The following is a 24,562-nucleotide window of genomic DNA, read 5'->3' on the forward strand; positions in this document are numbered from 1 at the left end:
TGTTCCCCTTTAGAAAAATGTATTTTAAATCACAATTATTATTAAAAAATAAGAATCTGTTTTAGATATGTTGAAAAGAAATGATGAAAAAATAAACGGATATCTATTTGTAATAGTACTTCCGATTCTGCTGTTTGCCATGTCTTATTATGGATTTGAGTCTTCCTATACAAGACTGAAAACATCAGAAACAACTCCCGACTTTTTATTTTCCTCGGTATACGCTTACAGGGTGATTCCCAATTACCTGAGTGTGCAGATGACAGATCTGATGTATAACCTGATCAATGGCCCTCTTTCTTTCTTCAAAGATTTTCTGACAAAAAACGGAACGCCTTTTTATCATGGGCTTTTCCTGATGAACAGCGTGTTTTTTATTGGATGCTCCCTGATCTTGGATGCTGTGTTTAAACTGAAATCTACAGGTCTTCTGCTCAATATTAATGCAAGAAGAATTATCCATCTTTTATCTGTTTTTTTTATCGTAATTACTCAGTATGCACCAACAAATTGTGATACTATTGCACTTTTCTGCTATCTGGCCGGTGTGTTTTTAACACTGAAGTATTTAGATACCAGGAAAAATGTTTTCTTTTTTATTCTCATTGGTCTTATCGCAATCTCTACCTTGGTAAGAGAGACTGCCTGCCTGAATATTGCTTTTTTTGCCGCAGTATTTTTTAATATTGACGAATTGAAAAAAGGGAATTATCAGGTGATCTGGAAAATAATACCACTGGTTGTTGCATTTCTTGTTCCTTATCTGGGATTAAGGGCTGTACTTGTGAAGGATGAAACTACATTCGTAGAAGGCTTTTATATCAACAGGAATTTTTCCAGTCCTTTCAATCTTGCGGGATTGATCTTTGCCATCATTGTGATTTACTTTATATACAGGCTTTGTACTGACGAAGAAAACAGGTCTGTTTTTGGAAAATATTTTTTCTTTTCAATTCCTTACCTTATCATGATTACTTTAGTAGGGTTGTTTTGGGAGGTGAGACTTTTTCTGCCATTAATTCTAACGGGAATTATCACAGCATATCATCAGTTTAAAAAAACATCAGAGATTTAGCATGAGTTTATTACACCCATATTATATTATTGCAATCCTCTATATGCTGTTTTTCAGTATTCAGGAGGTGTATGGAAAGAAGGTTGATAAAAAATGGTTCTGGTTCCTTGCTGTGTATTTCATTATTATTGTCGGGCTTAGAAATGAGGTAGGTCCTGATTACGGAAGTTACAAAGGAATTTATATTTACTCTGACACCAAAAGCTATTACAGTATCTTTATGAAGATGCTCCATATGGAAGGATCTGAAAACCTGGATGTTGAATGGCTGTACACGCTGATTAATAAAATACTCCTCAATTTTTTTAACGCACCTTTTTATATGTTGACTCTGGTCATTGCTATTTTTGCGATGATCTTTAAAGTAGAATATACAGAAGACAATACATTTTATCCCTTTACTTTTACCCTTTTTATGTTTATTCCCAACTTTTTTATCGGAGAAAGTGGGCAGATCAGACAAAACCTGGGAACTTTTATTGTTTACTTTGCAATACGGTATATCAAAGAACGGAAATTCTGGCATTACTTATTTTTTATATTTATAGGATCAGGTATACACAGTGTATGTTATTTATTCCTGCCTATGTATTGGCTGGCTCGCGTTCCACTGAACAAAACGGTGATGCTGATTATGATCATAGGCTCTGTATTTCTATCTCCGTTTGAAATATACAGGAGTTTTGGTGGTTTCCTGGATGGGATGGCCTCGAATAGTACACTTGTAGAAGGTTTCAACGGATATATGGATGAAACGGTACAGCGATTGAATGGTGGTATCGGGATTCCGGAGGTAATGATGGCGATCCTGACCTTCTTCCTTTTTGTTTTTGATACTAAGATGAAAGAGCTTTATCCTTATTATGAATACCATAGAAACTATGCGGTGATTGGGATTTGTATGTACTTTATCTTTAGAAATAACCCTATTTTCTCATCGAGGCTTGCAGGAGCGTTCATCGGGTTCTCGTATATCATTATTCCAAATGCCATGTATGTTGTTTCAGCGAGGACCAAGAACATGATTTATGCATTTATTATTTCACTCGTTGTCTTCAATTTTGTCGTCTTCTCACTCTTTAATAATATTAAAGCGGGGCGATTTTCGATAGACCGTTATAAAAACCACATTCTTCCATAATATTTATAAGATGAAAATATAAAGACAGCTTTTAAGCTGTCTTTTTTTGTAAAAAGGTTGTTCATGTTTGTACTGTTTACTAGTTTTGTTTTGAATTATTAATATCATAATTCAAATATGCTATTAATATTTATAAAATAAATCTCTTTTTATTGAAATAGGCTTAAAAATTGTATTTGGATAATGACACTAAATTATAAGGTATGAAAAGGTTAGCTGGAAAATTAGCGGCAGTCTTCTGTCTGATACCATTCAGTATTTGTTTGAAAGGTAATATCGGAGGAAGGCATTCTTCGGTTGGACATATAAGAGCAATATCCGTTGCTAAAAATGTGGACTCACTGATCAGGCCGGCGTACGAATTGAAAAAAATATTTCTTCCGGATTGGAAAAAAGCACCCAACAGCTACATCTTTGATCCCGGTCAGAATAGTGAAGGCTTACTGGTTCCGGTAAAGAAAGCATATGCGATGTGGGAAGGAGGCGGATATCTCAACGGGAATGGGATTCCTGCAGGAACAGTGACTGCAGATGTACTTTGGGAAGATGCTCATGGTCTTATAAAATCCGGAGTAAATTATGCTCTCGAAATAATAGGAACAGGCCAGGATGCTAAAATAAAAGTTCCTATTAACAAAACAAAAGAAGGAAATGCTGTGGTTGCCTTTAAAGTAAATGGAGAAATCTATTGGAGCTGGCATATCTGGGTTACTGATGATCCTACAAATGGAGCAACCTACCGAAGTTTCAATCCTGTTAAAAGGATGAAATCAGACGGAACAACTGAAGTGATTCCGGACACAGATTGGAAATGGATGGACAGGAACCTGGGTGCACTTACCAGTTCTATCACCGCATCAGACTGGAACAAAAGTATAGGACTTCTTTACCAGTGGGGAAGAAAAGATCCAATTCCACCATTGGTTACCAGAGGAAATGATTTCTACGAAGCTTCAGGATCTATAGGAAGAGTCAGACATAGAGGAGCTAAAAATATGACTAATGCTGTGAGTATTGATGATCTTAGAAAATTTGTATTACTTTCCGCGGCGGAGGTTACCAATAACTTAAGGCTTTCTGTGAAGAATCCGCTGAGTCTTATCTATGTCAATAAGGAAGATAATTCCGGCCAGGCTTATTACAATAATAATGTCAATCTGCCTGTCAATTGGTTTGGGAAATCTACAACCTTACCTACTAACCGGCTTTCAGAGCTTAATCTTTGGTCTGATAATGCACAGGGAAAAATAGAAGCTGTTTACAATACCGATGACAAAGCAAAACCTTATCGGGATAAATCTTCATATGACCCATGTCCCAACGGATGGCGTATACCCTCTATGCTGGTAGCAAATCTTGCCTCCGGATCTTATGTGGATGATATCAGAATAGACTTTTCACCTTTCGGCGTAAAAACCAATATGGCGAAAAATGTTTTTGAAACCAATAAATACCATATTATAAAACCTACGAATGCTGGACTTCCTGCATTCATGACAGGGTTTAAGGTGTATCCTAATCTTGGTTTTGATCTTTCTGCAGTTGGGGGATACAATATGGGAATCTTTCCAGGAAATGGACAGCTTATCAGAGGAGCTCATGCGGGACAGTATAGTGATCAGCATCATATTGCATTGTGGACGGCTACCATGGCCCGCCAGTTCGATGCTTCTCCCGCTGTTACCGTTAGAGGGCTTTCTATGATTCCGGATAAAACGCAGCCAGATATTCCGGACGCTAATTATCCCAATATCAAGGGGCGTTATTATTACTTTCCTATGTCGGTAATGTATACCTCGGATGCCAACGGATGCAGATGTATAAAAGATCCTTTATACCTTGTCAATGATTATGATTTTCCTACAGAATATCTGCCCGCAGCCGCAGAATATAAAGAAGGAATCGACAACCCTAATACTTACCAGATTGTTAAAAGCGGAACCGCCGCTGTCATTGAAATACCGGTAAGTAAGGCATTTTCAGTACAAAGTCAATTGTTGAATAATGTAGAGATACTAAACTCTTCCAACTTTAATAATTTAAAAGGAAATGTTCTCTGGACTACGAATACCGGTCTTATCAGTAAAATTTCAATAGTCAATCCGTCACCTTCTTCGCTGCAGGATCTTACTAATTCAAAAATAGCTGTAGAAATAGCTCCTGATCAGAGTGGAAATGCTGTGGTGACCCTGCATAACGGAAGTATATCAGCTCCGGTATATTGGAGCTGGCACATCTGGGTTACGGATTCTCCTGTACAATCTTACACCTATACTACAGAATCTCCGGAAGTCGTGACAAATTATGTAAATTATGTGAACAAGGCGGATGTGATATTACAGACTACTTTTATGGATCGTAATCTTGGGGCAACAGATGCTTTTCCTAATGTTGCAAATCCTCTCGCGCCCACCGCCGAAGAACTGATGAAGATCCGGGCTTCTACAGGATTGCATTATCAGTGGGGAAGAAAAGATCCTATTCCTGCTTTCCAAAATGCGGATAACAGAAGTTTCTACAATATTTCTTTAGGAACTGCTGCTGCCAATGGAACTATTTCCTATGCTGCACTCGCTCCGGCTGATTATAACAATCTTTCCGGTAGTTATATTGTTCCTTACAATACCTATGCTGCTGCATCAAACGTACAGATTACAGACAAGCCGGTAGACAAGATTTCCAAAATACTGTCTTATTCCGTTAAAAATCCTTTGGTGTATATGATTCCAAGTACTTTTGCTCCTTATAACAGCACAACTCCTAACTATACCAACGGAACAGACTGGCTGGCAACAGAACCAAATCTGGCGCCTGACAGATGGGGAAGAGGAGGAGAGAAATCTCCTTTCGATCCTTGTCCGGCAGGCTGGCGAATTCCCGATCTGATGAATGTTGCCTTGGTTTCAGGAAGTGATTTCGGGCAGACTCCCTGGTATAAAAAAGATAAAAATATAGCCACATCATATACTATAGCAAATGATTACTTAGGAACCAGAGTGAGAAATTCAACCAACGCCACCGTAGGATATATGTTTAATAATCCTGCATATGCTTTAGGAAATTATCCTGATTCCGGATCCAGAGGTTTCAGAAGTGTGATTGCCAATCAGGCGGCTCAGGGAACCTTTAATGTCCTTAATTTTCAATATCCCGCGGTGTGGACGTCAGCTTTAAATTCAAATTATTTGGGAAGACCGGTTAATGTACTTTTTGATGCCGCTTCTACGACCAACAGGATGATAGCTTTTCATGATAACAATGATCCGTATTTTGGTACGGGATGCCGATGTGTGAAAATAGAATATGATGCAAATGGCAATGAAGAAGGGCCTGCTTCAAGAACCATAGTAATTCCTGGCGGCTCAACATTAAGTACGGCTAATGCGGCACTTAAAATGACGGATAATAAGATTTCTTTATACCCGAGTCCGGTTTCCAATATTCTCTATATCAAAGCTACGGAGAATAAAGAATATCGTTACCAGATTTTTAATGCTTTGGGGCAGCTTGTGAAATCCGGACAGTTTATAAATAATCAGACGGATGTGTCATCCTTAAATGCAGGAGTGTATCTGCTAAGGATTAATAATTCTGAAGCAGTTGTCAAAATTTTAAAACGATAAATTCCGAAAAGGAAGATTTAAAAAGCAGAATGAGGTCTCTTGTTCTGCTTTTTTATATATAAGCATATCTCTTACGTCTATGATGGCTGATGAAAAATTCTATATCATAAAATGTGGATAACTATATAACGCTCTAAAACCTATACTACAAAGGACTTGATTCTTTAAAAAATGGTTGCTGAAAAGGAGTATAAACCAGCTGGATTGTTAAATTAAACCCGTTTTACAAAAAGTATATAATAAAAAAGCTTTACTTTTGCAAAAATTTTTAGTTAGAATGTCGAAAAATTTAGTAATCGTAGAGTCCCCGGCAAAAGCAAAAACTATTCAGAAATACTTAGGAAAGGATTTTGAAGTGAAATCCAGTTTCGGGCATATCCGGGACCTTCCTAAAAAAGGGATGGGGATAGACCTTACTACATTCAGTCCTGATTACGAAGTTTCCGCAGACAAGAAGAAATTGGTAACCGAATTAAAGGCTGCAGTAAAGAAAGCCGATATGGTATGGCTCGCTTCCGATGAGGACCGCGAAGGGGAGGCTATTGCATGGCACCTGGCGGATGAACTGAAGTTGAAACCTGAAAACAGAAAAAGAATTGTTTTCCATGAGATTACCAAAAACGCCATTCTAAAAGCAATCGACAATCCGAGAGATATAGATCAGAACTTAGTCAATGCCCAGCAGGCAAGAAGAGTGCTGGACAGAATTGTAGGTTTTGAAATGTCACCCGTTTTATGGAAGAAAGTAAAACCGGGATTATCTGCCGGAAGAGTACAATCTGTAGCAGTACGATTAATTGTTGAAAGAGAAAAGGAGATTCGTGAGTTTAAACCAAAAGCAAGCTTTAAACTTGATGGAATCTTTTTAAATAAAACAGAGCAGGAAATAGCTGCTAAACTTAAAAAAGACTTCGAAAAAGAAGAAGAAGCAGAAAAATTCCTTGAGCAGGCAAAAACTACGGAATTTAAAGTTCTGAATGTTGAAACCAAGCCGGGTACACGTTCCGCTTCAGCTCCATTTACCACTTCCACACTACAGCAGGAAGCTTCCTCAAGACTTGGGTATAATGTAACCAATACCATGCGTCTGGCGCAAAGGCTGTATGAAGAAGGGTACATTACTTATATGAGAACAGACTCTATAAACCTTTCTCAGGAAGCTATTGAAGGAGCAAAAAAACAAATTACATCAGAATACGGAGCAGAATATTCTTCTCCAAGAAATTATACTACAAAATCTGCTTCAGCACAGGAAGCCCACGAAGCCATCCGTCCTACGGATTTTGGAGTGAAAAGCATAGGAGATGCACAGCTGAATAAGTTATACCAATTAATATACAGAAGAACACTGGCTTCTCAGATGGCCAATGCCAAAATTGAAAAGACGGTGATCGAAATCGGGAATGCATCATTACCCCATCATTTTGAAGCTCAGGGAGAAGTAATCATATTTGACGGTTTCCTGAAGGCTTACGGTATTGTGAAGACAGAAGATGAAGATGAGGAGAGCAATGATAAGTTACTTCCAAAAGTAAGTGTAGGAGAGATATTAAACTATAAAACCATTACCGCTACTGAAAAATTCACAAGACCAAGTGCAAGATATACAGAAGCCGGATTGGTGAGAAAGCTTGAAGAATTAGGGATTGGAAGACCTTCTACTTATGCTCCGACGATTCAAACGATTCAGAACAGAGAATATGTGGATAAGAGAGAAGTCGAGCCACATACCCGTGAAGTGATCAAAATGTCTTTAGCTAAAGATAAAATCAAAAAAGTAGTTCTTGAAGAGAAATTCGGAGGGGATAAAAATAAATTCTTACCCACAGATATAGGTGAAGTGGTAAATGATTTCCTGACGGATAACTTCAGAGAAATCCTTGACTACGGTTTCACAGCAAGAGTAGAAGAAAGTTTTGACGAAATTGCAAGTGGTGATCAGAAATGGAAGGAGATGATGACGAATTTCTACTCAAAATTCCACCCGAGAATTGAAGATGTAGAAGAAAATGCTGACCGTGCAACTGGAGACAGGCTATTAGGGGTAGATCCGAAGACTGGTAAAAATGTTCATGCAAGAATCGGAAGATTTGGAGCGATGATCCAGATTGGAGAAACTGATGATGAAGAAAAGCCAATTTTTGCTTCCTTAATGACGGGTCAGAATATTGCAACCATTACTTTTGAAGAGGCATTGGAACTATTCAAACTGCCTTTTGATTTAAGCGAAGTGGATGGACAGTCCGTTTCTGTAGGAGTTGGTAGATTTGGACCTTATGTAAAATGGGGAGAAACTTATATCAGCATTCCGAAAGGAGAAGACCCTCTTTCTGTAGATCAGAAACGTGCGGAGGAAATTATCAATGAAAAGAAAATTGCTGATGCTCCTATCGCAACTTATAAAGGAGAGCCGGTTACTAAAGGAACAGGAAGATTTGGACCATTTATCAAATACAAAGCTATTTTCGTAAATGTTCCAAAGAAATATGACTTTGAAAATCTTTCTCAGAGCGATATCAATGAATTAATTGATGCGAAGCTTGAAAAAGAAGCCAACCGATATATCCAGCAGTGGGAAAAAGAAAAAATTTCCATTGAAAACGGAAGATGGGGACCTTTCATCAAATTTGGAAAAGCAATGTTCAAAATTCCGAAGAAAGCAGACGATACAAAGTACGAAGCTGATGAATTGAAAGAACTTTCTTTAGATGAGGTTAAGAAATGGATTACAGATCAGGATCCCAAAGCTTTTGCAGAAAAGAAAAAGCCTGCCGCTAAAAAAGCAGCCACAACTAAAAAAGCTACTACGACAGCGAAAAAGCCTGCGGCTAAGAAACCGGCAGCTAAAAAATAAATAATTTTTATAATAAAATAGGAAAGCACAGATTTAGGTCTGTGCTTTTTTGTTTTGTAAAGTAAGTTACTACGTCATGACACAGGTTTTAAGGATGTTGATTTTCATTGTAATCATTAAAAAAGATAAAACTACATAGGGTAATGTGTTAAATAAATTTCCCTTTGTTGGGATTTAACCTTGCAAATGACGATGATTACTTAGCTCTAAGTATAAATACGCAAGTGAAAAAATCAGTACTAAGACTATGATATTCAGTGTTTTAATTCTTTAGTTTTACATCGTAATATTACAAACGGTGGAGCTCAGGAACCACTTTAAAAAACGAGGCGGATTCTGAAAAGCCAAACGAGTAAGAAAACAAAACTATAAAATCATGCCAGAATTTAAATTTAGCGAAGAAGCAATTTCGCACGCATTAGAAGCAGCAAAAAGATCGCACGAAGACAGTCAGGCTAGCCGCCGTTCATCTGGAGCGGATTCAGACTTAAGCCTTGCCAACGCCAGCGCAGGGTATCTTCTTGTAACAGCAGAGTGTATATCAATTACTGTTGAGAACAACAAAGTTTGTATCAACTTACCATTAGGTTTTGGGAAATATTGTTTCAGTATACCCTTAAGTATTCCCAATGGAACTGCCGGCCAGGCTTGCTTATCTATATGTACTACCTGGGGAATTCCAACAGGAATCAGAGTTACTATTATTATAGGCGGAATAACGATTATCAGCCAGTCATTCGGGAAATGCTAATCAGTTAACAACCGAATTAGAATAAAAATCCGTCTCATGCAATGTATGAGGCGGATTTGTTTTTACTGGTTTCATGAATAAAACCTTGTCAATGTTTTAAACATTGACAAGGTTGATGAAAAAATAAGGTCGCAAAAATACAAAGCAGTTAACAAATGTTGATGGCTTTTTTGTGAACAAAAAGAATACACCCTATTCAGTTCCCATGTTTTTTGTATGTTTGTTATATAAAGCAATTAATAAATTATTATATTCAAATATGGATTTCGAAGACTTTATCATTTCACCAAGAAATTTTAAAACAGAAAGCTGGCAGATAGGAAATCGGATTACAAAAGAGATCAAAGAAGACAGTATTGTTCTTTTATTTGTATCTGATTACAGAGGCGTGGGTGGAGATGCAGAAGTGCAGGATTTTACAGCGGTGAGGAATGAGTTTTATAAACTTTCGCAGATGGATTTTGAAATTCCTGTTGTAGATCTTGGAGATCTGGTGTCCGGAAAATCTGTTCAGGATACCCATTATATTTTGCAGGAAGTCCTGTCGGCATGTCATTACAAGAGAGCGATTCCTGTTATTGTAGGCGGATCTAATGATTTTGCCTTCTCATTATTTTCTGCTTTGAATTTTCATCAGAAAAACATCAATTATACCCAGATCAGTAATATTATTTCTCTTCAACAGGGAGAAACAATCAATGAACATACTTTTCTTGGTAAAATTTTCGGCGCCAAGAATTTTTCTATTAATAATTATCATCATTTAGGATATCAGAAACATTTGAATGAGATGGATTCTGTAAGACTGATCAAAGAAGTGGAGTTTGACATCATCCGTCTTGCTGAAATGATGAACTCTACAGAAAAAACAGAACCTTTCTTCAGAAAAGCAGATCTGGTAACTGTAAATTGTGATGCTGTGGAAAGTTTCAGCGAACCTTTTTCTATGAATCCACAGGTCAATGGATTAAACAGAAGAGAAATTTGTGCCTACATGAAAGAAATCGGATTAAGTGAAAATCTGAAATCTGTAGGGATTTTTAATTATAATATTTATTCAGAAAATCAGTTGAACCACCAGCTTTTAGCACAGATGTTATGGTATCTGATTGAAGGAATCAATATACAGCATTCCCATCCGAAGGAAAGACATTATGAATTGTTCTATGTTTTGATAGATGACAGACAATATGCTTTCAAGCGTGATACTTTCAGTAATTTGTGGTATTTTGGTGATGATGAAAATATAGAGAACTGCATTCCGTGTTCCAGAAAAGATTTTGATGAAGCTAAAAAAGGATGGCTGAATGCAAGGCTGACGAAAATTTAATGTATGACAAATGTTCCCCCAAAAGTATCCATTATTGTTCCTGTTTACAATGTCGAAAACTATCTGACAAAATGCCTTGACTCGCTGGTGAACCAAAGTCTTCCCAGTATTGAGATTCTTGTAGTGAACGATGGGAGTAAAGATAATTCAGGAAAAATAATTGAAGAATATGCACAAAGATATCCGGAAAAAATAAAAGCTTTTACCAAAGAAAACGGAGGTTTAAGCGATGCCCGTAATTTTGGACTTGACAGAGCTGCAGGAGATTATATTGGTTTCGTAGACAGTGATGACTATGTTTCCGAAACAATGTTTGAAGAAATGCTTCTGTTGGGAGAGAAGCATCAGGCAAAAATGGTGATCTGCAATATCCAGAAAGTTGATGAAACAGGGAAAGTTACCCAAAAACTGACTCAGCTTCCTAACATGTCTGAGAAAATAGTTCTTGAAAATAATTTTTCAGTGTTCTCGGATATCAGCTATTTTGCATGCAATAAACTGTTCAAAAAAGAACTTTTTAATCAGAGAAGATTTAAAAAAGGAGTTCATTTTGAAGATATTCAGCTTATTCCACAACTTTTACTGGAATGTGATACCATTGCACAGACCCAAAATTTCCATTATCAATATCTTGAACGTACCGATTCTATTACGAAAACGCATACGGAAAAAGGACTTGATATGCTGAAAGCAGTGGCAGATGTGGAAAATGTATTCAATGGATCTCAGTATTCTCACAAAAAAGAGGAATTAAAAAATTTCCAGATTTTTGAAGGAGTGTATTCATTTCTGGCTTATCTGGCCTTTGTGAAAAAAGAGGAAATATTTTATAGTATGTCTGATCAGCTGGTCCTTTTTATGAAGGAAAGACAAATAAAAATTCAAGATATATTGAACTATAGTCGTTTTGGTAAGAATTATCTTTTATCTTTGCCTTTGAAGAAAAAAATTTTTTATCTGTTGTTTTTTGGAGGACAGAAAAGATTGATAAGAAAGTTGATTTAATAAACACAAATGTACGTACTATTGTTTCGGGCAATAAAAAATGATGATGAAGTTCTTAGAAGTCCTGCATTACGAGTTTTTATTGAGAAATACAAGTGCTGAATAAGAAAGAATGAAAAATTTTGAATTGTTCTTAAGCGGATCGGGAATACCTATTTTCTATATAAAAATAGGACTTGGTTTCGTATTCGCCTTTTTAATTACCTTTTTCTCTATTCCTACTATCGTCAAGATATCGAGAAGGAAGAACCTGATGGATGAGCCTGGGATAAGAAGTTCGCATCTTAGAGAAATTCCTAACCTTGGCGGAATTGCCATTTTCTATTCAATAGGAATCTGTGCTTCCATTTTTGCCTATGAACTGTTTGACCTCTACAAATTTTTATTTGCCTCATTAATTATCCTGCTTTACGTAGGGGTAATGGATGATATTGTTGTAATGAGGGCTTATAAAAAACTTGTTGCACAAATTGTAGTATCTTCCCTGGTGGTTATTGGCTCAGATATTAGAATAAGAAGCTTATTTGGAATATTTGGTGTGTATGAGCTGGAATATTTTATAAGTGTCCTGTTCAGTATCATCACCTTTATTATTCTGATCAATGCATTCAACCTTATCGATGGGATAGATGGATTGGCGGGTGGTTATTCTGTAATCTGCAGTGCTTTATTTGGAATAAGCTATTACCGGTTAGGAGAATATAATTATCCGCTGGTCGTATTATCTGTTGTAATTATTGGGACTGTATTGGCGTTCCTGTACTATAATCTGTCCAACTACCGTACCCGTAAAATATTTATGGGAGATACCGGATCCATGCTGCTTGGCTTTTTGCTGGCCTTTACTTCCATTTGTTTTATAGATATTTTTATTGATAAAAACCTGGTAGATGTGCCAAGATATCACCTTCAGTCTGCTCCTGTGGTAGCTGTAGCGATCCTTATTCTTCCAATCGTAGATACCTTAAATGTAATATTTATAAGGCTTTATAATAAGAAATCACCATTTGACGCAGATAAAAACCACATTCACCATAAGTTGTTAAAGCTAAATCTTACCCATAGAAGATCTACTTTATATATCATTCTTTACTATTTGATGATCGTGGGGGTTGCTTATTATTTAAGACATATTGATGTCAATCTGTTATTATTGGTGATTATTTCATTAGGCTTTTTCGGAGCTTATCTGCCAGATTTGCTATATCGATTAAGAAATAACAAAAATTAACAATTAAATATTACTTTTGTAAACAATATTCAAATATGATGAAGAATTTTAAGTATTTATTTTTAATATTCCCTTTTTTAGTTACCTCATGTATCACAACAAAGGATGTGAGGTACTTGCAGCCGAGCGAAAGCCTTGTCATTAATGAAGAAGGTCTTATCCCGTACAATATTCCCGTGTACAGGATTACCAAAAATGACATCCTGAATCTTAATATTGTGACGACACCTAAGGGTGATGCTGCACAATTTTATTCTTCTTACAATACTTCAGGCGGTGTTGCCGGTGGAGGGGTAACAAGTTCTGCAATATCAGGAGGTGGTAGTGTAGGAGGTGTAGTAAGTGCTAACTCCGGTGGAAGCAGAGGCGGAAATATGAATTTCTATTTTAACGGACTCAAGGTTGACTCCAATGGTGATATCAATGTATTTGGAATCGGATATATAAAAGCTGAAGGAAGAACGCTTGACGATATTACGAAAGAAATCCAGGATAAAGTAAATGAAAATTTCCAGGACGGTAAATCTGAAGTTCGACTGAATACAGATGGTATTACCTATTATATTCTTGGGGACGTGGAAACTACAGGACTTTCAGGTGAGAAGGTTGCCCACAAAAATACCCTTACCATTACAGAGGCATTGGCTATTAATGGCGGATTGAACAGAACTATTGATAAAAAAGAAGTCGTTATCCACAGAAAACTTCCGGAAGGAATCAAAATTGCCAAAATAGATCTTACCCGTGAAGACCTTATGAACTCTCCTTATTATTATGTACAGAACGGAGACGAAATCTATCTGAATACAAGAGCGAAAAGCTTGAATGGATTCGGAAAAGACCCTATTCAGACTTTGACTACAGGAGTTTCTGTAATTACTACTGCATTATCTATTTATTTACTCCTTAAAAATCTTTAGCCATGATTCCAGAAAGAGTAAACACTGCAGAGAAGAATAATTCTCAAAAAGATAAATCCGGGACATTTGCATTATTTGATTTGGAACACTTTTTAAGAAGGGTTCTTAAAAACTGGTACTGGTTTGTATTGATGTTTATCATTGGCTATGCCATGTCATGGGTATACAGGAAATATTATGCACAGAATATTTATGCATCAGACTTATCATTAAGTACCTCCAGTAAAGGTTCAGAGTTTTTGCCAACACAGTCTAACCAATCTATTAACTTCATTTGGGGTGATACAGGAAATCAGGATGGGCTTTATTTGAAGAAAATGCTTTTATCCAGATCTCATAATGAATTTTTGGTGAAAGAATTAGATCTTTTTGTGAACTATTCTACCAAAGGACTTATAAAATCTACTTATCTGGACAAAGATGATTCGCCTGTTTTTCTTCAGATCGATAAAAAACACCTTCAGCAGATCAATTATCCTATTACGCTGATACCGAAAGGAAATGGGGCTTATGAAGTCGTTTTGCCTGAAGAAGGAGAGTCTACAAATTTATATAACTATGAAGTAGAGGGCTTTCAGGATATTAACTCTTATGGCAGACCAGCAGACAAAACCATCAAAATTAATGAGTGGTATACTTCTCCTAACCTGAGATTCAGACTACTTCAGAACCCTGTTCCTACCAAAATTAAGCTGGATAATATTATTATTAACCTGAACTCTGTCAACCAGAGTGTAGATGAAATTGTTTCTACCACAGGAGTGGACTTTGATAAAGAAATCAGGTCTATTATGATTATTACTAAAAAAGGATACAACCTAAATAGTACTGTTAATTTCCTGAATAAATCTGTTGCAGAGCTACAGAAAAAGAGACTTGCTGATAAAAATATTGTTAATAAGAATACAGATATTTTCTTAAAAGACAACCTTGCAAACATCCGTAAAAAACTTGATTCAAGCGCCAATGTGCTTAATTATTTAAAGACTTCCGAAAAACTTTATAACATTAAAGACAGGGATGAAAAATCTCTTGAAAAAATAAAAGAGCTAGAAGCTAAAAAAGCAGATATCATCAGTAAAATCAGTTCTCTGAATAATATCAAGAACACCCTTCAGTCTCAGAATTTCGATAAAATGATCGGAACAAATGCAGCAGGTTTTGAAGATGGTGTTTTCACAGCAACGGTTTCTGAACTTAAAGCTTTATATGCCAAAAAAGCAGAAATGGCCACTATTTATAAACCTTCATCAGAGCCTATGAGAGAAATCAACAGGCTTATTGATGAAGCAAGGATGGGATCATCTAATAGTTTGAGAAGCTATTATAACAGATATTATGAAGAAATCAATAAAATAGATCGTGAAATGGCTGGTGCCAATTCTGATTTAGCAACTTATCCTGAAAAAGAAAGAAGGTATCTGGATGCAGAGAGAGGATATAACATGATTGAAGCTACTTATAACAGTCTTTTGGGCAGACAGAGTGATACCCAGATGAGAATGGCAACTAATCAGTCTGATATTACGGTGATTGACCCGGCTAAGAATTTAGGACAAAGACCAATTGGACCGAATGTTAAACTGGCAAAAACAGCTATTATTTCAGGAATGTTGTTGCTTCCACTGTTATTTATCCTTATTGGTGAAGTGTTTGACAACAAGATCAGAAATATCAAAGAACTTTTAAGCGCTACGAAAATTCCACTTCTTGGGGTGATCGGAAATAACAACAATGAAAATATGCTTACTGTTCTGGAACAGCCAAAATCATCCGTATCAGAGGCTTTCAGAGGGATAAGAGCCAATATGAGGTTTTTGATAGATAATGAAGATCAAAAAGGTAAGGTCATACTAATCACTTCATCCATCGGAGGAGAGGGGAAAACTTATATTTCCATTAATCTGGCATCGGTAATAGGATTAAGTGATAAAAAAACAATCTTATTGGGGATGGACCTTAGAAAACCAAAAATCTTCGGGGACTTCAAGATTGATAATAAATATGGTATTTCCAATTATCTGACCGGAGAAGTAGGAATTGATCAGATTGTCAACAAAACAAAAATTCCAAATCTGGATGTTGCCACTTCAGGACCTATCCCGCCAAACCCTTCTGAGCTTTTAATGAGTCAGAGAAATATCAAATTTATAGAAGAACTGAAAGAAAAATATGATTTCATTATTATAGATTCACCACCGGTAGGATTAGTGGCGGATTCATACGAGCTGATGAAGCATTCTGATGCCAATATTTACGTTGTACGTCATGAATACACAGAAAAGTACATGCTGAAAATGATTACGGAAAAGTATCATAATGATGAGATTGATAATTTGGGACTTGTTTATAATGATTATAATACAAAACAGGGCTACGGCTATGGGTATGGTTACGGATATGGCTATGGCTACGGATATTTTGATGAAGATAAAAATTATAAAGAGCCGTTGTTGATAAGGATCAGAAATAAAGTACAGGTATTATTTAATAAAAAATAAAGCATTAAACCCTCATTTAATGGGGGTTTTTTCATATTTAATGTATTTTCATTCTATGAAAAAAAGAATATTTTTGCCACTTTGCCGTTTACTTTATAACAAATTATGTTTTTTTGTTTATTTTTAACTAAACATTAAGATTATCATTAATATAAAAATGTTTTATATTTGCAAAAATTAAATTTTAAAATAACCATAAATCCATATTCTTTTATGAATAAAAAATTATTGTTTAGCTTCCTTGCCTTCCTTGGAGTGGTAAGTGTTAAAGCACAAAGAAACGAATTGGGAGTTCGTCTAGGTATGAGTAACCTAGTGGGAGATGTAGGAAGGACAAATTATATTTTACAGAAGCCGTTGGATTTAAACAGAGTGTCAGATTGGGGCATCCCATTTTATGGAGGTTTGTTATATAGATTTAATTTTAATCCGCATCAGACTATTAGATTGGATTTAGGTTATAACCAGATTCAGTTTAGTGATAAAGCTGCGAAAGAAGATTATAGAAGAAATAGAAACTCATACGGAAAAAATAACGTGTATGAGGCGAGTTTAATGTTTGAATATAACTTTTTCCCGGTAAATAATGAGCAGATCAGTATGCTGAGCCCTTATATCTTCGGAGGTGTTGGTGCTTTGATGTTTGATGCTCCTAAAGCTACTCTTGTGAATGATTTCAGAAGAGATGCAGATGGTGTGGCGCAGGCGCCAATCAATGAATTGGATTTCACTACGAAAACAGATTATTCATTAGGGAAAAAAGTAACAATGCATATTCCTTTTGGGGTAGGTTTGAAGTATAAATTCAACCATTCCTGGGCAATATTTGCAGAAGCTACATTCAGATATACATTGACAGATCAGTTGGATCACAGTAAGATCCTTGATAAAGATGTAAAAACTTCTTTTAACGCAGATATTTTGGACCCTGCAACAGGAGGTTCATTATTACAGTCAGGAAATTATTATGCAGTTTCTAAGGAAAGAGAAGCAGAGTTTATTAAAAAGAGAAATATTGGAGATAGTAGATCGAAGGACTGGATGAATACTTTCAGTTTAGGACTTACGTATTCGTTCGGAAGACCTCCATGTTATTGTGAATAATATGTCGTTGATTAAAGATAAAATAAATTCTGAGAATTTACCAAAACACGTAGCCATCATTATGGATGGTAATGGAAGATGGGCAAAATCTCGTGGCGAAGAAAGAACTTTCGGTCACAAAAATGCCATTAATGCAGTAAGAAATGCTATTAATGCCTGTAATGAGATTAATATCCCTTACCTAACACTTTATACATTCTCTTCAGAAAATTGGAGTCGTCCTACTGAAGAAGTGAATACTCTTATGAATTTATTGGTAGAGACCTTACTGCTTGAGGCAGAAGAAATCTTCAGCAAAGGATTGAGAATGCACGTGATAGGGAACCTGGAAAAACTGCCTGTTTTAGTAAAAGAGCAGTTGGAACGTGTGGTAGAACTCACAAAAGAAAACACAAAAGGAAACCTTGTATTGGCTATAAGCTATGGCTCACAAAATGAAATATTGGAAGCCGTTAAAAATATAAGTTCTGATGTAAAAGAAGGAAAAGTAGAGATAGAAAACATTAACGAAAATTTATTTGAAAGCTATCTTTATACCAAAGATTTTCCTCCTGTAGACTTACTGATCAGAACCAGCGGTGAAATAAGAATAAGTAATTTCCTGCTTTGGCAGATCGCTTATGCAGAACTACAGTTTTTAAATGTTCTGTGGCCGGACTTTACCAAAGATATTTTCTTCCAATGTATTGTTGATTATCAAAACAAAGAAAGAAGATACGGTTTAACCGGTGAGCAAGTAAAAGGCCAATAAAATTTAAGAAAAGAAAGACTCGATAAAATGAAGTTTAGACTATTACCCATCATTATGTTTGCTGCTTCTGCACATTTTTATGGACAAGTAACTCCACAAGACAGCACAAAAGTAAATAATGCTGTTCATGCAGAAAATGAGGCAGGCACTTATACACTTAAAGACATCGTTGTAGATGGGGTAAAAAAATATACACCAGCTCAGATCTTAAGATTTACAGGTCTTACCAAAGGAGAAAGCGTAGACATTCCGGGACAGAAAATCAGCAATGCTGTTAAAAAACTTTGGGATACCCAATCTTTTTCTGAAGTGGAAGTTTATGTTCAAAGCATTGAAGGACAGACAATCGTTCTGAAATTTCACCTGCAGGATCTGAAAGAACTTGGAGAAGTAAAATTTGCAGGAAAAGGAATTGGTAAATCTAAAAGTGAAAAACTGGCAAAGGATAACAACCTTAAACCAGGAACTAAGATTACTCAAAACTTGGTTTCTAGTCTTAAAACAAATGTCCCTAAAGATTATATTAAAAAAGGTTTTGCAGATGCAAAAATCAGCATTCAGGATAAAGTAAATGCAGGAGACCCTGCTTTAGTAGACTGGACGATCAATGTAGAAAAGGGAAAAAGAATTAAGATTGATCATATTGAATTTGAAGGAAACGAAAATGTAACCGATAGAAAACTTAGAAACAAAGCTTTCAAAGAAACAAAACAAAAACGTTTCGGTATTGGTGGTATTTTGAAATCCTCAAAATTTATTGAAGATAAATACCAGGAGGATAAGCAAAGTCTTATCAGTTATTATAACTCCCTGGGATATAGAGACGCAAAAATCGTTTCCGACTCAGTTTGGAGAAATAAAAGAAATAACTACGAAATCAATGTAAAACTTAACGAGGGTAAAAAATATTACATCGGGGACGTTACGTTCACAGGTAATACGGTTTACGCTACAGAATACTTACAGAGATTATTAGGATATAAGAAAGGAGATATTTACGATGCTGTAGGATTCAACAAAAAAGTAGGAGAAGACGGTGGTAAAGAAGATGACTCAGATATCAAATCTGTGTACATGAACAATGGTTACCTTTTCTCTAATGTAACACCTGTTGAAAAATCAGTGTCAGGAGATGCCGTAAACCTGGAAGTTAGAATTAATGAAGGAGAACAGGCTACCTGGAATAAGGTAACATGGCAGGGGAACACTACAACCCATGACCACGTAATTCTTAGAGCACTGAGAACAAAACCGGGAGAGCTGTTCAAGAAAACAGAAATTAAAAGAACATATTTTGATCTGGCAGGGATGTCATTCTTTGACCCTCAGCAGATCGGGCAGGATATTCAGCCAAACCAGGTAGATAATACAGTGGATATTAACTGGAAACTGGTAGAGAAAGGTTCTTCTCAGGTACAATTGCAGGCGGGTTACGGTGGTAACAGCTTCATCGGTACTTTAGGATTAACATTTAATAACTTCTCATTAAAGAACTTCCTTAAGTTTAAAGACTTTAAACCAGTACCACAGGGAGATGGACAAACGTTCTCTATTCAGGTACAGGCAGGACAGTACTTCCAGAACTATGGGGTATCATTTACAGAACCGTGGTTATTTGGTACAAGAGCAACAGCTCTTTCTGTAAGTTTGAACAACTCAAGAGTAAGATATACAGATCAGTACGGAGCTGCTCAGAAATTGAATATTTTCTCTGCTTCAGCAGGTTTGAACAGACTGTTAAACTGGCCGGATGATTACTTCTCACTATACACTGGATTACAGTTCCAGAAGTATGACTTCAATAACTATCCTTTCCAGTTTGGAAATACTACGGAAACTAACGGTACTGCCAATAACTTTAGTGTAAACTTAGGTTTGAGCAGAAACTCTGCAGGTATCGACCCAATCTTCCCGACAATGGGATCCAATATTGAGCTTTCAGCAAAACTGACACCTCCATACTCATTGTTTAAAAAGAAAGACTATTCCACAATGTCAGCTATCGACAAATATAAGTGGATGGAATTCTATAAAATTAAATTCAAGGCAGATGTATATAATGAAATCATTGGAAAACTGGTCTTAAGATCTTCCGCAGAAATGGGATTCATGGACGGATATAACAGTAAATTGGGAGCTCCGCCATTTGAAAGATTCTATATGGGAGGTACAGGTCTTTTCGGAGGTCGATATGACGGTAGAGAATTGATTCCTTTAAGAGGATATGAAAATGCCAGTACAGAAGGAGGCCAGGCAGATGATATTACCCAGACAGGTGGTGGTACAATCTATAACAGATTTACTTTAGAATTGAGATACCCGATCTCAATGAGCCAGACTGCAAAAATCTACGCACTGACATTTGCTGAAGGAGGTAACGTATGGAACTCATGGAGTTCTTACAGCCCATTCCAATTGAAAAGATCAGTCGGAATCGGTGTAAGAGTATATATGGGAGCATTTGGATTGATCGGATTTGACTTTGCACTTGGTCTTGATAAAACATTATCAGGTGATAAATCAGGATGGCGTAACCACTTCTTGATGAACCAAACATTATAATTACACATATGAAGCACTTTAAAATAACTTTTACATTCGCATTACTTTTGTTTTTTGGATTCAGCAATGCCCAGAAAATAGGAGTGGTGGATACTAATGAAATTTTAAATAAATTACCTCAGTATAAAGAAGCTGAAGCAAGACTGAATTCTCAGATCGATACCTGGGAGTCTGAACTTCAAAACCTTCAATCTGAATATGAAAGAAAAAAGGCTGCTTTCGAAAGTGAAAAAGTATTATTGATAGGGGACCAGCTTAAACTGAGAGAAAAAGAAGTTGTAGACCTTGATAAAAATATTAAAACGACTACTAGCTTACGTTTTGGAGCTAACGGTGAGATTACAAAACTGAGAACAAACCTTGTTTTGCCTTTTCAGGATCAGATCTGGGGAGCCATCAAAACAATGTCCGAAAAAAATGGCTTGGGCATAGTTCTTGATAAAAGCAATAACATTAGTGTTATCTTCCTTCAGTCTAAATATGATTACACCGAGAAAGTATTGTCTGTTTTGCTGAAAGGAACAGATAAGAAAGAAAAAACAAATAGCAAAGGCAAAAAATAAGTTTAAAAAATTAACTTTTGCTATATTTTAAAATCTAAAAACAAATTAAATTATTTATTTACCAGTTATGAAAAAATTAAGTGTATTATTTGCAGCAGTAATGATGGTTGTATCTGTAGGTATGGCAAAAGCTCAAAAAATTGCTACTTTAGATGTAATGGGAGTTCTTAACGCTATGCCGGAGAAAAAGAAAGCAGATGCTGATCTTAAAACATTCTTAGATACAAAACAGGCTGAGATTAAGAAAAAAGCAGACGCAGCTCAAACTAAATATCAGCAATATCAGACAGAAGCTCCGAAAAAAACAGCTGATGAAAACGCAGCAAGAGAAGCTGAAATGAAAAAATTAGCTGAAGAAATCCAGCAAATGCAGGACAAAGCTCAAAAAGATCTACAAGGTAAGCAAGACTTGGCTTTCGGACCAATTGAGAAAAAACTGAATGATGCAGTAGAGAAAGTAGCTAAAGCTAGTGGATATGACTACATTATGGATGCAAACTCACCTGCATTCCTTTATAAGGCAGGAGCAGATGCTACTGCAGCTGTAAAGAAAGAATTAGGAATTCAATAATTTCAGCAAATTAACAAAGATTTATAAAACTAACCACCTCTTTTAGAGGTGGTTTTTTTATTTTTGCGGAATGGAAAAAGAAGTATCAACTACGGTAAAAGTTAGGTTTAGTGACTGTGATCCCATCGGACATTTGAATAATGTAAAATATCTGGATTATATGTTCAATGCCAGAGAAGATCATGTAGAAACATTTTATGGATTTACCTATGAAGAATATACCAAGAAAACCGGCTGTACCTGGATTGCCATTCAAAATGAAATAGCCTATTTAAAAGAAGTAAGATATAACACCCAGGTCGTAATCAGCAGCAAAACCATCGATGTACAGGATAGAACTGCCAAAGTGGAAATCCTGATGAAAAGTTTAGATGAAAAAACAATTCATGCCGTACTTTGGGTAACTGTTATTTATTTCAATGTCAAAACAAGAAAATCCGAAGTTCATCCTGAAGATGTCAAAGAAATTTTCGATAAGTTTTATGTAGATTTGATCCAGAAAGACTTCCAGTCAAGAGTGAAGTTTTTAAGAAGTCAAAATGCTAAAAATTCTTAATCAATAACTCTTATTGAAGATTCCAACTTAAAAATTAATAATATATAAATGAAAAAAATAGCAGTAATAGGAAGCAACGGACAATTAGGAAACTGCATTAGAAAAATAGCTCCGGACTTTGAACATCAATATGAATTCTTATTTACAGACTCATCCACCCTTGATGTTACCAATGAAGACCAGGTGAATGACTTCTTTTATGATAACAAACCTGATTACTGCATCAATGCTTCAGCATACACAGCAGTAGATCTGGCTGAAACCGAAAAAGAAAAAGCTTTTGCTGTAAATGCGTACGGTGTAGCTCATCTTGCCCAGGCATGTGCAGATTATAAAACTACCCTGATTCATGTTTCTACCGACTATGTTTTTGATGGAACCACAAACCTTCCCTATTCCGAAGATGATTTTACCAATCCGATAGGAGTATATGGAGAATCAAAAAGAAAAGGAGAAGAACTTGCTCTGGAAATTAATTCTAAAACAATTATCCTGAGAACGTCATGGCTGTACTCAGAATTTAATAAGAATTTTGTGAAGACAATGCTGAACCTCTTCTCTCAGAAAAAAGAATTAGGAATAGTTGCTGATCAGTTTGGGCAGCCAACCAATGCAAATGATCTGGCAGAAGCTATCATGAAGATTATTGAAGCTCACCATAAAACTTACGGAGTTTTCCACTTTTCAAACTATCCGGAGACTACATGGTTTGAATTTGCCAAAAAAATTGCTGAATTTTCAAAATCTTCAGTAAAACTGAATCCATTAACAACCGAACAGTATCCAACACCTGCCAAAAGACCTGTAAGAAGTACAATGTCTTTAGATAAAATAGAAGAGACTTATAAAATTGAACCCAAACATTGGGAAAACAGTCTTGAAGAATGTGTTGATACACTTTCACAACAATAATATATATGAAGAATATTGCAATCATCTTTTCCGTATTGTGCATCCAGCTGTGGAATGCCCAAAATGTTTATCTGACTAAGGTTGAAAAAACAAATGACAACCCGGATAAATTCTTTTATAAAAAAGAAGCCGCCGCTGCAGATGCCGTTTACTTAGGAGAAGTAGAAGTACAGGGTTTTTCAAAAGATGATGCACTTATATTTTCTTTAGTTTATAAAAAAGCAAAAGAGATCGGTGCCAATACCTTTGAATTAAAACCCTTCGAAAATGTAGATGGGACAGCTCAGTCATTCAACGCCGCCAATTATAAGATTGCTTTATATTATACACCTAAAGAAAAGTTAGCAGCTCAGCATGGCGAGATGTATATATTTGCCTCCTCTGAAAAAGATCAGAAAATCAGCATCAATCGTAAAGACTATATTATCTCTCCAAGATCATTTTTAAAATTAAAAGTTGTTCCGGGAGAAATCTATGCTATTTCAACCAAGAAACTTTTAGGTTCTACTATCAAAGTTCAGCCAAAGGCGAATGATGATAACCTATACTTTCAGGTTTCCTCTTTAAAAGTAAAGTCGGACAACTCAGGAGTAGGAGGTTTGAATCTTAAATCCGGCGATATTATTGGGCTGGAAAAGTCTTATGCTGAATTTTTGAGCGCTATTTACAAAGAAAGCAATCCTTAAGAAATAGGCTTCAGCAGTATTATTACTGGTTTTACTTTCGGTAGATTTAAATTGAGAACAAATGTTTAAAATTTTTGTTCCTTTGTTTCAGTTGTTTAGGGTTAAATATTACGGGGATGTAAAATTTATGTTAAATAAAGTTGCGTAGTGTGTAGTAAGTTTCTATCTTTGCCCCACTGAAAACGAGAGTATATCAGTAGCGCAGAAGAGCTTTTAGATAAGCTAAGACATTAAGATACTTCAAGAAGAGACAGGCGAAAAAACTTTAAAACTTTTTACAAAAAGAGTTGTGAGTTTAAAAAGAGTTTGTATCTTTGCAGTCCCAAATAAAGGGAGCGCAGGAGTAGGGTGATTGAGGTAGAGAGAGGGGTTAAGGTTACTTAAAAAACTTTAAAATTTTCTTTCAAAACATTTGGTCATTAAGAA

The 24,562-nt window shown here is 36.0% G+C and carries 18 protein-coding genes; all 18 read left to right on the forward strand.

Annotated elements, in window-relative coordinates; translation table 11 throughout:
* The first annotated feature begins 67 nt into the window (after nucleotides 1-67).
* The 18 genes from FN817_RS16620 to FN817_RS16705 all read left to right on the forward strand — a co-directional run bounded on the left by FN817_RS16620 (nucleotide 68) and on the right by FN817_RS16705 (nucleotide 24,136).
* Nucleotides 68-1,075 carry a hypothetical protein gene (locus FN817_RS16620; RefSeq protein ID WP_142718922.1) on the forward strand — a complete coding sequence of 336 codons (1,008 nt, stop codon included), beginning with the start codon at nucleotides 68-70 and terminating at the stop codon, nucleotides 1,073-1,075.
* 1 nt (nucleotide 1,076) lies between these two features.
* Nucleotides 1,077-2,216, forward strand: coding sequence for an EpsG family protein (locus FN817_RS16625; protein ID WP_228451585.1), 1,140 nt, complete (start codon nucleotides 1,077-1,079; stop codon nucleotides 2,214-2,216).
* Nucleotides 2,217-2,419: 203 nt separating this feature from the next.
* A complete protein-coding gene (locus tag FN817_RS16630; protein ID WP_142718923.1) occupies nucleotides 2,420-5,839 on the forward strand; it encodes a T9SS type A sorting domain-containing protein in 3,420 nt (1,139 codons plus the stop codon).
* A 277-nt stretch (nucleotides 5,840-6,116) separates the two neighbouring features.
* Entirely contained in the window at nucleotides 6,117-8,693 is a 2,577-nt protein-coding gene (gene topA / locus FN817_RS16635) for a type I DNA topoisomerase (RefSeq protein WP_142718924.1), read from the forward strand.
* A gap of 376 nt (nucleotides 8,694-9,069) precedes the next feature.
* Nucleotides 9,070-9,444, forward strand: coding sequence for a hypothetical protein (locus tag FN817_RS16640; protein WP_047424833.1), 375 nt, complete (start codon nucleotides 9,070-9,072; stop codon nucleotides 9,442-9,444).
* A 259-nt stretch (nucleotides 9,445-9,703) separates the two neighbouring features.
* Nucleotides 9,704-10,774 carry a formimidoylglutamase gene (locus FN817_RS16645; RefSeq protein WP_142718925.1) on the forward strand — a complete coding sequence of 357 codons (1,071 nt, stop codon included), beginning with the start codon at nucleotides 9,704-9,706 and terminating at the stop codon, nucleotides 10,772-10,774.
* A 3-nt stretch (nucleotides 10,775-10,777) separates the two neighbouring features.
* Nucleotides 10,778-11,779 (forward strand): glycosyltransferase family 2 protein, encoded by a 1,002-nt coding sequence (locus FN817_RS16650; protein ID WP_142718926.1) that lies wholly within the window; start codon nucleotides 10,778-10,780, stop codon nucleotides 11,777-11,779.
* Between the two features lie 112 nt (nucleotides 11,780-11,891).
* On the forward strand, nucleotides 11,892-13,010 hold the full coding sequence (locus FN817_RS16655; protein WP_142718927.1) for a glycosyltransferase family 4 protein: 1,119 nt from the start codon (nucleotides 11,892-11,894) through the stop codon (nucleotides 13,008-13,010).
* A gap of 38 nt (nucleotides 13,011-13,048) precedes the next feature.
* A complete protein-coding gene (locus tag FN817_RS16660) occupies nucleotides 13,049-13,930 on the forward strand; it encodes a polysaccharide biosynthesis/export family protein (RefSeq protein ID WP_394345050.1) in 882 nt (293 codons plus the stop codon).
* A gap of 2 nt (nucleotides 13,931-13,932) precedes the next feature.
* Complete coding sequence (locus FN817_RS16665) at nucleotides 13,933-16,431, forward strand: exopolysaccharide transport family protein (protein WP_142718929.1); 2,499 nt, start codon at nucleotides 13,933-13,935, stop codon at nucleotides 16,429-16,431.
* 213 nt (nucleotides 16,432-16,644) lie between these two features.
* A complete protein-coding gene (porG, locus tag FN817_RS16670) occupies nucleotides 16,645-17,535 on the forward strand; it encodes a type IX secretion system protein PorG (protein WP_142718930.1) in 891 nt (296 codons plus the stop codon).
* Nucleotide 17,536: 1 nt separating this feature from the next.
* On the forward strand, nucleotides 17,537-18,286 hold the full coding sequence (locus FN817_RS16675; protein WP_047424845.1) for an isoprenyl transferase: 750 nt from the start codon (nucleotides 17,537-17,539) through the stop codon (nucleotides 18,284-18,286).
* Nucleotides 18,287-18,313: 27 nt separating this feature from the next.
* Nucleotides 18,314-20,848, forward strand: coding sequence for an outer membrane protein assembly factor BamA (gene bamA / locus FN817_RS16680; protein ID WP_142718931.1), 2,535 nt, complete (start codon nucleotides 18,314-18,316; stop codon nucleotides 20,846-20,848).
* Nucleotides 20,849-20,856: 8 nt separating this feature from the next.
* Nucleotides 20,857-21,411 (forward strand): OmpH family outer membrane protein, encoded by a 555-nt coding sequence (locus tag FN817_RS16685; protein ID WP_142718932.1) that lies wholly within the window; start codon nucleotides 20,857-20,859, stop codon nucleotides 21,409-21,411.
* Nucleotides 21,412-21,478: 67 nt separating this feature from the next.
* Nucleotides 21,479-21,982, forward strand: coding sequence for an OmpH family outer membrane protein (locus FN817_RS16690; protein ID WP_047424849.1), 504 nt, complete (start codon nucleotides 21,479-21,481; stop codon nucleotides 21,980-21,982).
* A gap of 70 nt (nucleotides 21,983-22,052) precedes the next feature.
* Complete coding sequence (locus tag FN817_RS16695; RefSeq protein WP_047377420.1) at nucleotides 22,053-22,538, forward strand: acyl-CoA thioesterase; 486 nt, start codon at nucleotides 22,053-22,055, stop codon at nucleotides 22,536-22,538.
* 48 nt (nucleotides 22,539-22,586) lie between these two features.
* Nucleotides 22,587-23,450: a dTDP-4-dehydrorhamnose reductase gene (gene rfbD, locus FN817_RS16700; protein WP_142718933.1), complete on the forward strand. Its 864-nt coding sequence runs from the start codon at nucleotides 22,587-22,589 to the stop codon at nucleotides 23,448-23,450.
* 5 nt (nucleotides 23,451-23,455) lie between these two features.
* On the forward strand, nucleotides 23,456-24,136 hold the full coding sequence (locus FN817_RS16705) for a hypothetical protein (protein ID WP_142718934.1): 681 nt from the start codon (nucleotides 23,456-23,458) through the stop codon (nucleotides 24,134-24,136).
* Nucleotides 24,137-24,562: the final 426 nt, after the last annotated feature.

The sequence above is a fragment of the Chryseobacterium rhizoplanae genome, from assembly GCF_900182655.1.
GTDB lineage: Bacteria > Bacteroidota > Bacteroidia > Flavobacteriales > Weeksellaceae > Chryseobacterium > Chryseobacterium rhizoplanae.

What these genes read in the sequence shown, in the direction of transcription:
- FN817_RS16620 (WP_142718922.1), top strand. Translation starts at nt 68, where the DNA reads ATGTTGAAAAGAAATGATGAAAAAATAAACGGATATCTATTTGTAATA.
- FN817_RS16625 (WP_228451585.1), top strand. Translation starts at nt 1,077, where the DNA reads ATGAGTTTATTACACCCATATTATATTATTGCAATCCTCTATATGCTG.
- FN817_RS16630 (WP_142718923.1), top strand. Translation starts at nt 2,420, where the DNA reads ATGAAAAGGTTAGCTGGAAAATTAGCGGCAGTCTTCTGTCTGATACCA.
- topA (WP_142718924.1), top strand. Translation starts at nt 6,117, where the DNA reads ATGTCGAAAAATTTAGTAATCGTAGAGTCCCCGGCAAAAGCAAAAACT.
- FN817_RS16640 (WP_047424833.1), top strand. Translation starts at nt 9,070, where the DNA reads ATGCCAGAATTTAAATTTAGCGAAGAAGCAATTTCGCACGCATTAGAA.
- FN817_RS16645 (WP_142718925.1), top strand. Translation starts at nt 9,704, where the DNA reads ATGGATTTCGAAGACTTTATCATTTCACCAAGAAATTTTAAAACAGAA.
- FN817_RS16650 (WP_142718926.1), top strand. Translation starts at nt 10,778, where the DNA reads ATGACAAATGTTCCCCCAAAAGTATCCATTATTGTTCCTGTTTACAAT.
- FN817_RS16655 (WP_142718927.1), top strand. Translation starts at nt 11,892, where the DNA reads ATGAAAAATTTTGAATTGTTCTTAAGCGGATCGGGAATACCTATTTTC.
- FN817_RS16660 (WP_394345050.1), top strand. Translation starts at nt 13,049, where the DNA reads ATGAAGAATTTTAAGTATTTATTTTTAATATTCCCTTTTTTAGTTACC.
- FN817_RS16665 (WP_142718929.1), top strand. Translation starts at nt 13,933, where the DNA reads ATGATTCCAGAAAGAGTAAACACTGCAGAGAAGAATAATTCTCAAAAA.
- porG (WP_142718930.1), top strand. Translation starts at nt 16,645, where the DNA reads ATGAATAAAAAATTATTGTTTAGCTTCCTTGCCTTCCTTGGAGTGGTA.
- FN817_RS16675 (WP_047424845.1), top strand. Translation starts at nt 17,537, where the DNA reads ATGTCGTTGATTAAAGATAAAATAAATTCTGAGAATTTACCAAAACAC.
- bamA (WP_142718931.1), top strand. Translation starts at nt 18,314, where the DNA reads ATGAAGTTTAGACTATTACCCATCATTATGTTTGCTGCTTCTGCACAT.
- FN817_RS16685 (WP_142718932.1), top strand. Translation starts at nt 20,857, where the DNA reads ATGAAGCACTTTAAAATAACTTTTACATTCGCATTACTTTTGTTTTTT.
- FN817_RS16690 (WP_047424849.1), top strand. Translation starts at nt 21,479, where the DNA reads ATGAAAAAATTAAGTGTATTATTTGCAGCAGTAATGATGGTTGTATCT.
- FN817_RS16695 (WP_047377420.1), top strand. Translation starts at nt 22,053, where the DNA reads ATGGAAAAAGAAGTATCAACTACGGTAAAAGTTAGGTTTAGTGACTGT.
- rfbD (WP_142718933.1), top strand. Translation starts at nt 22,587, where the DNA reads ATGAAAAAAATAGCAGTAATAGGAAGCAACGGACAATTAGGAAACTGC.
- FN817_RS16705 (WP_142718934.1), top strand. Translation starts at nt 23,456, where the DNA reads ATGAAGAATATTGCAATCATCTTTTCCGTATTGTGCATCCAGCTGTGG.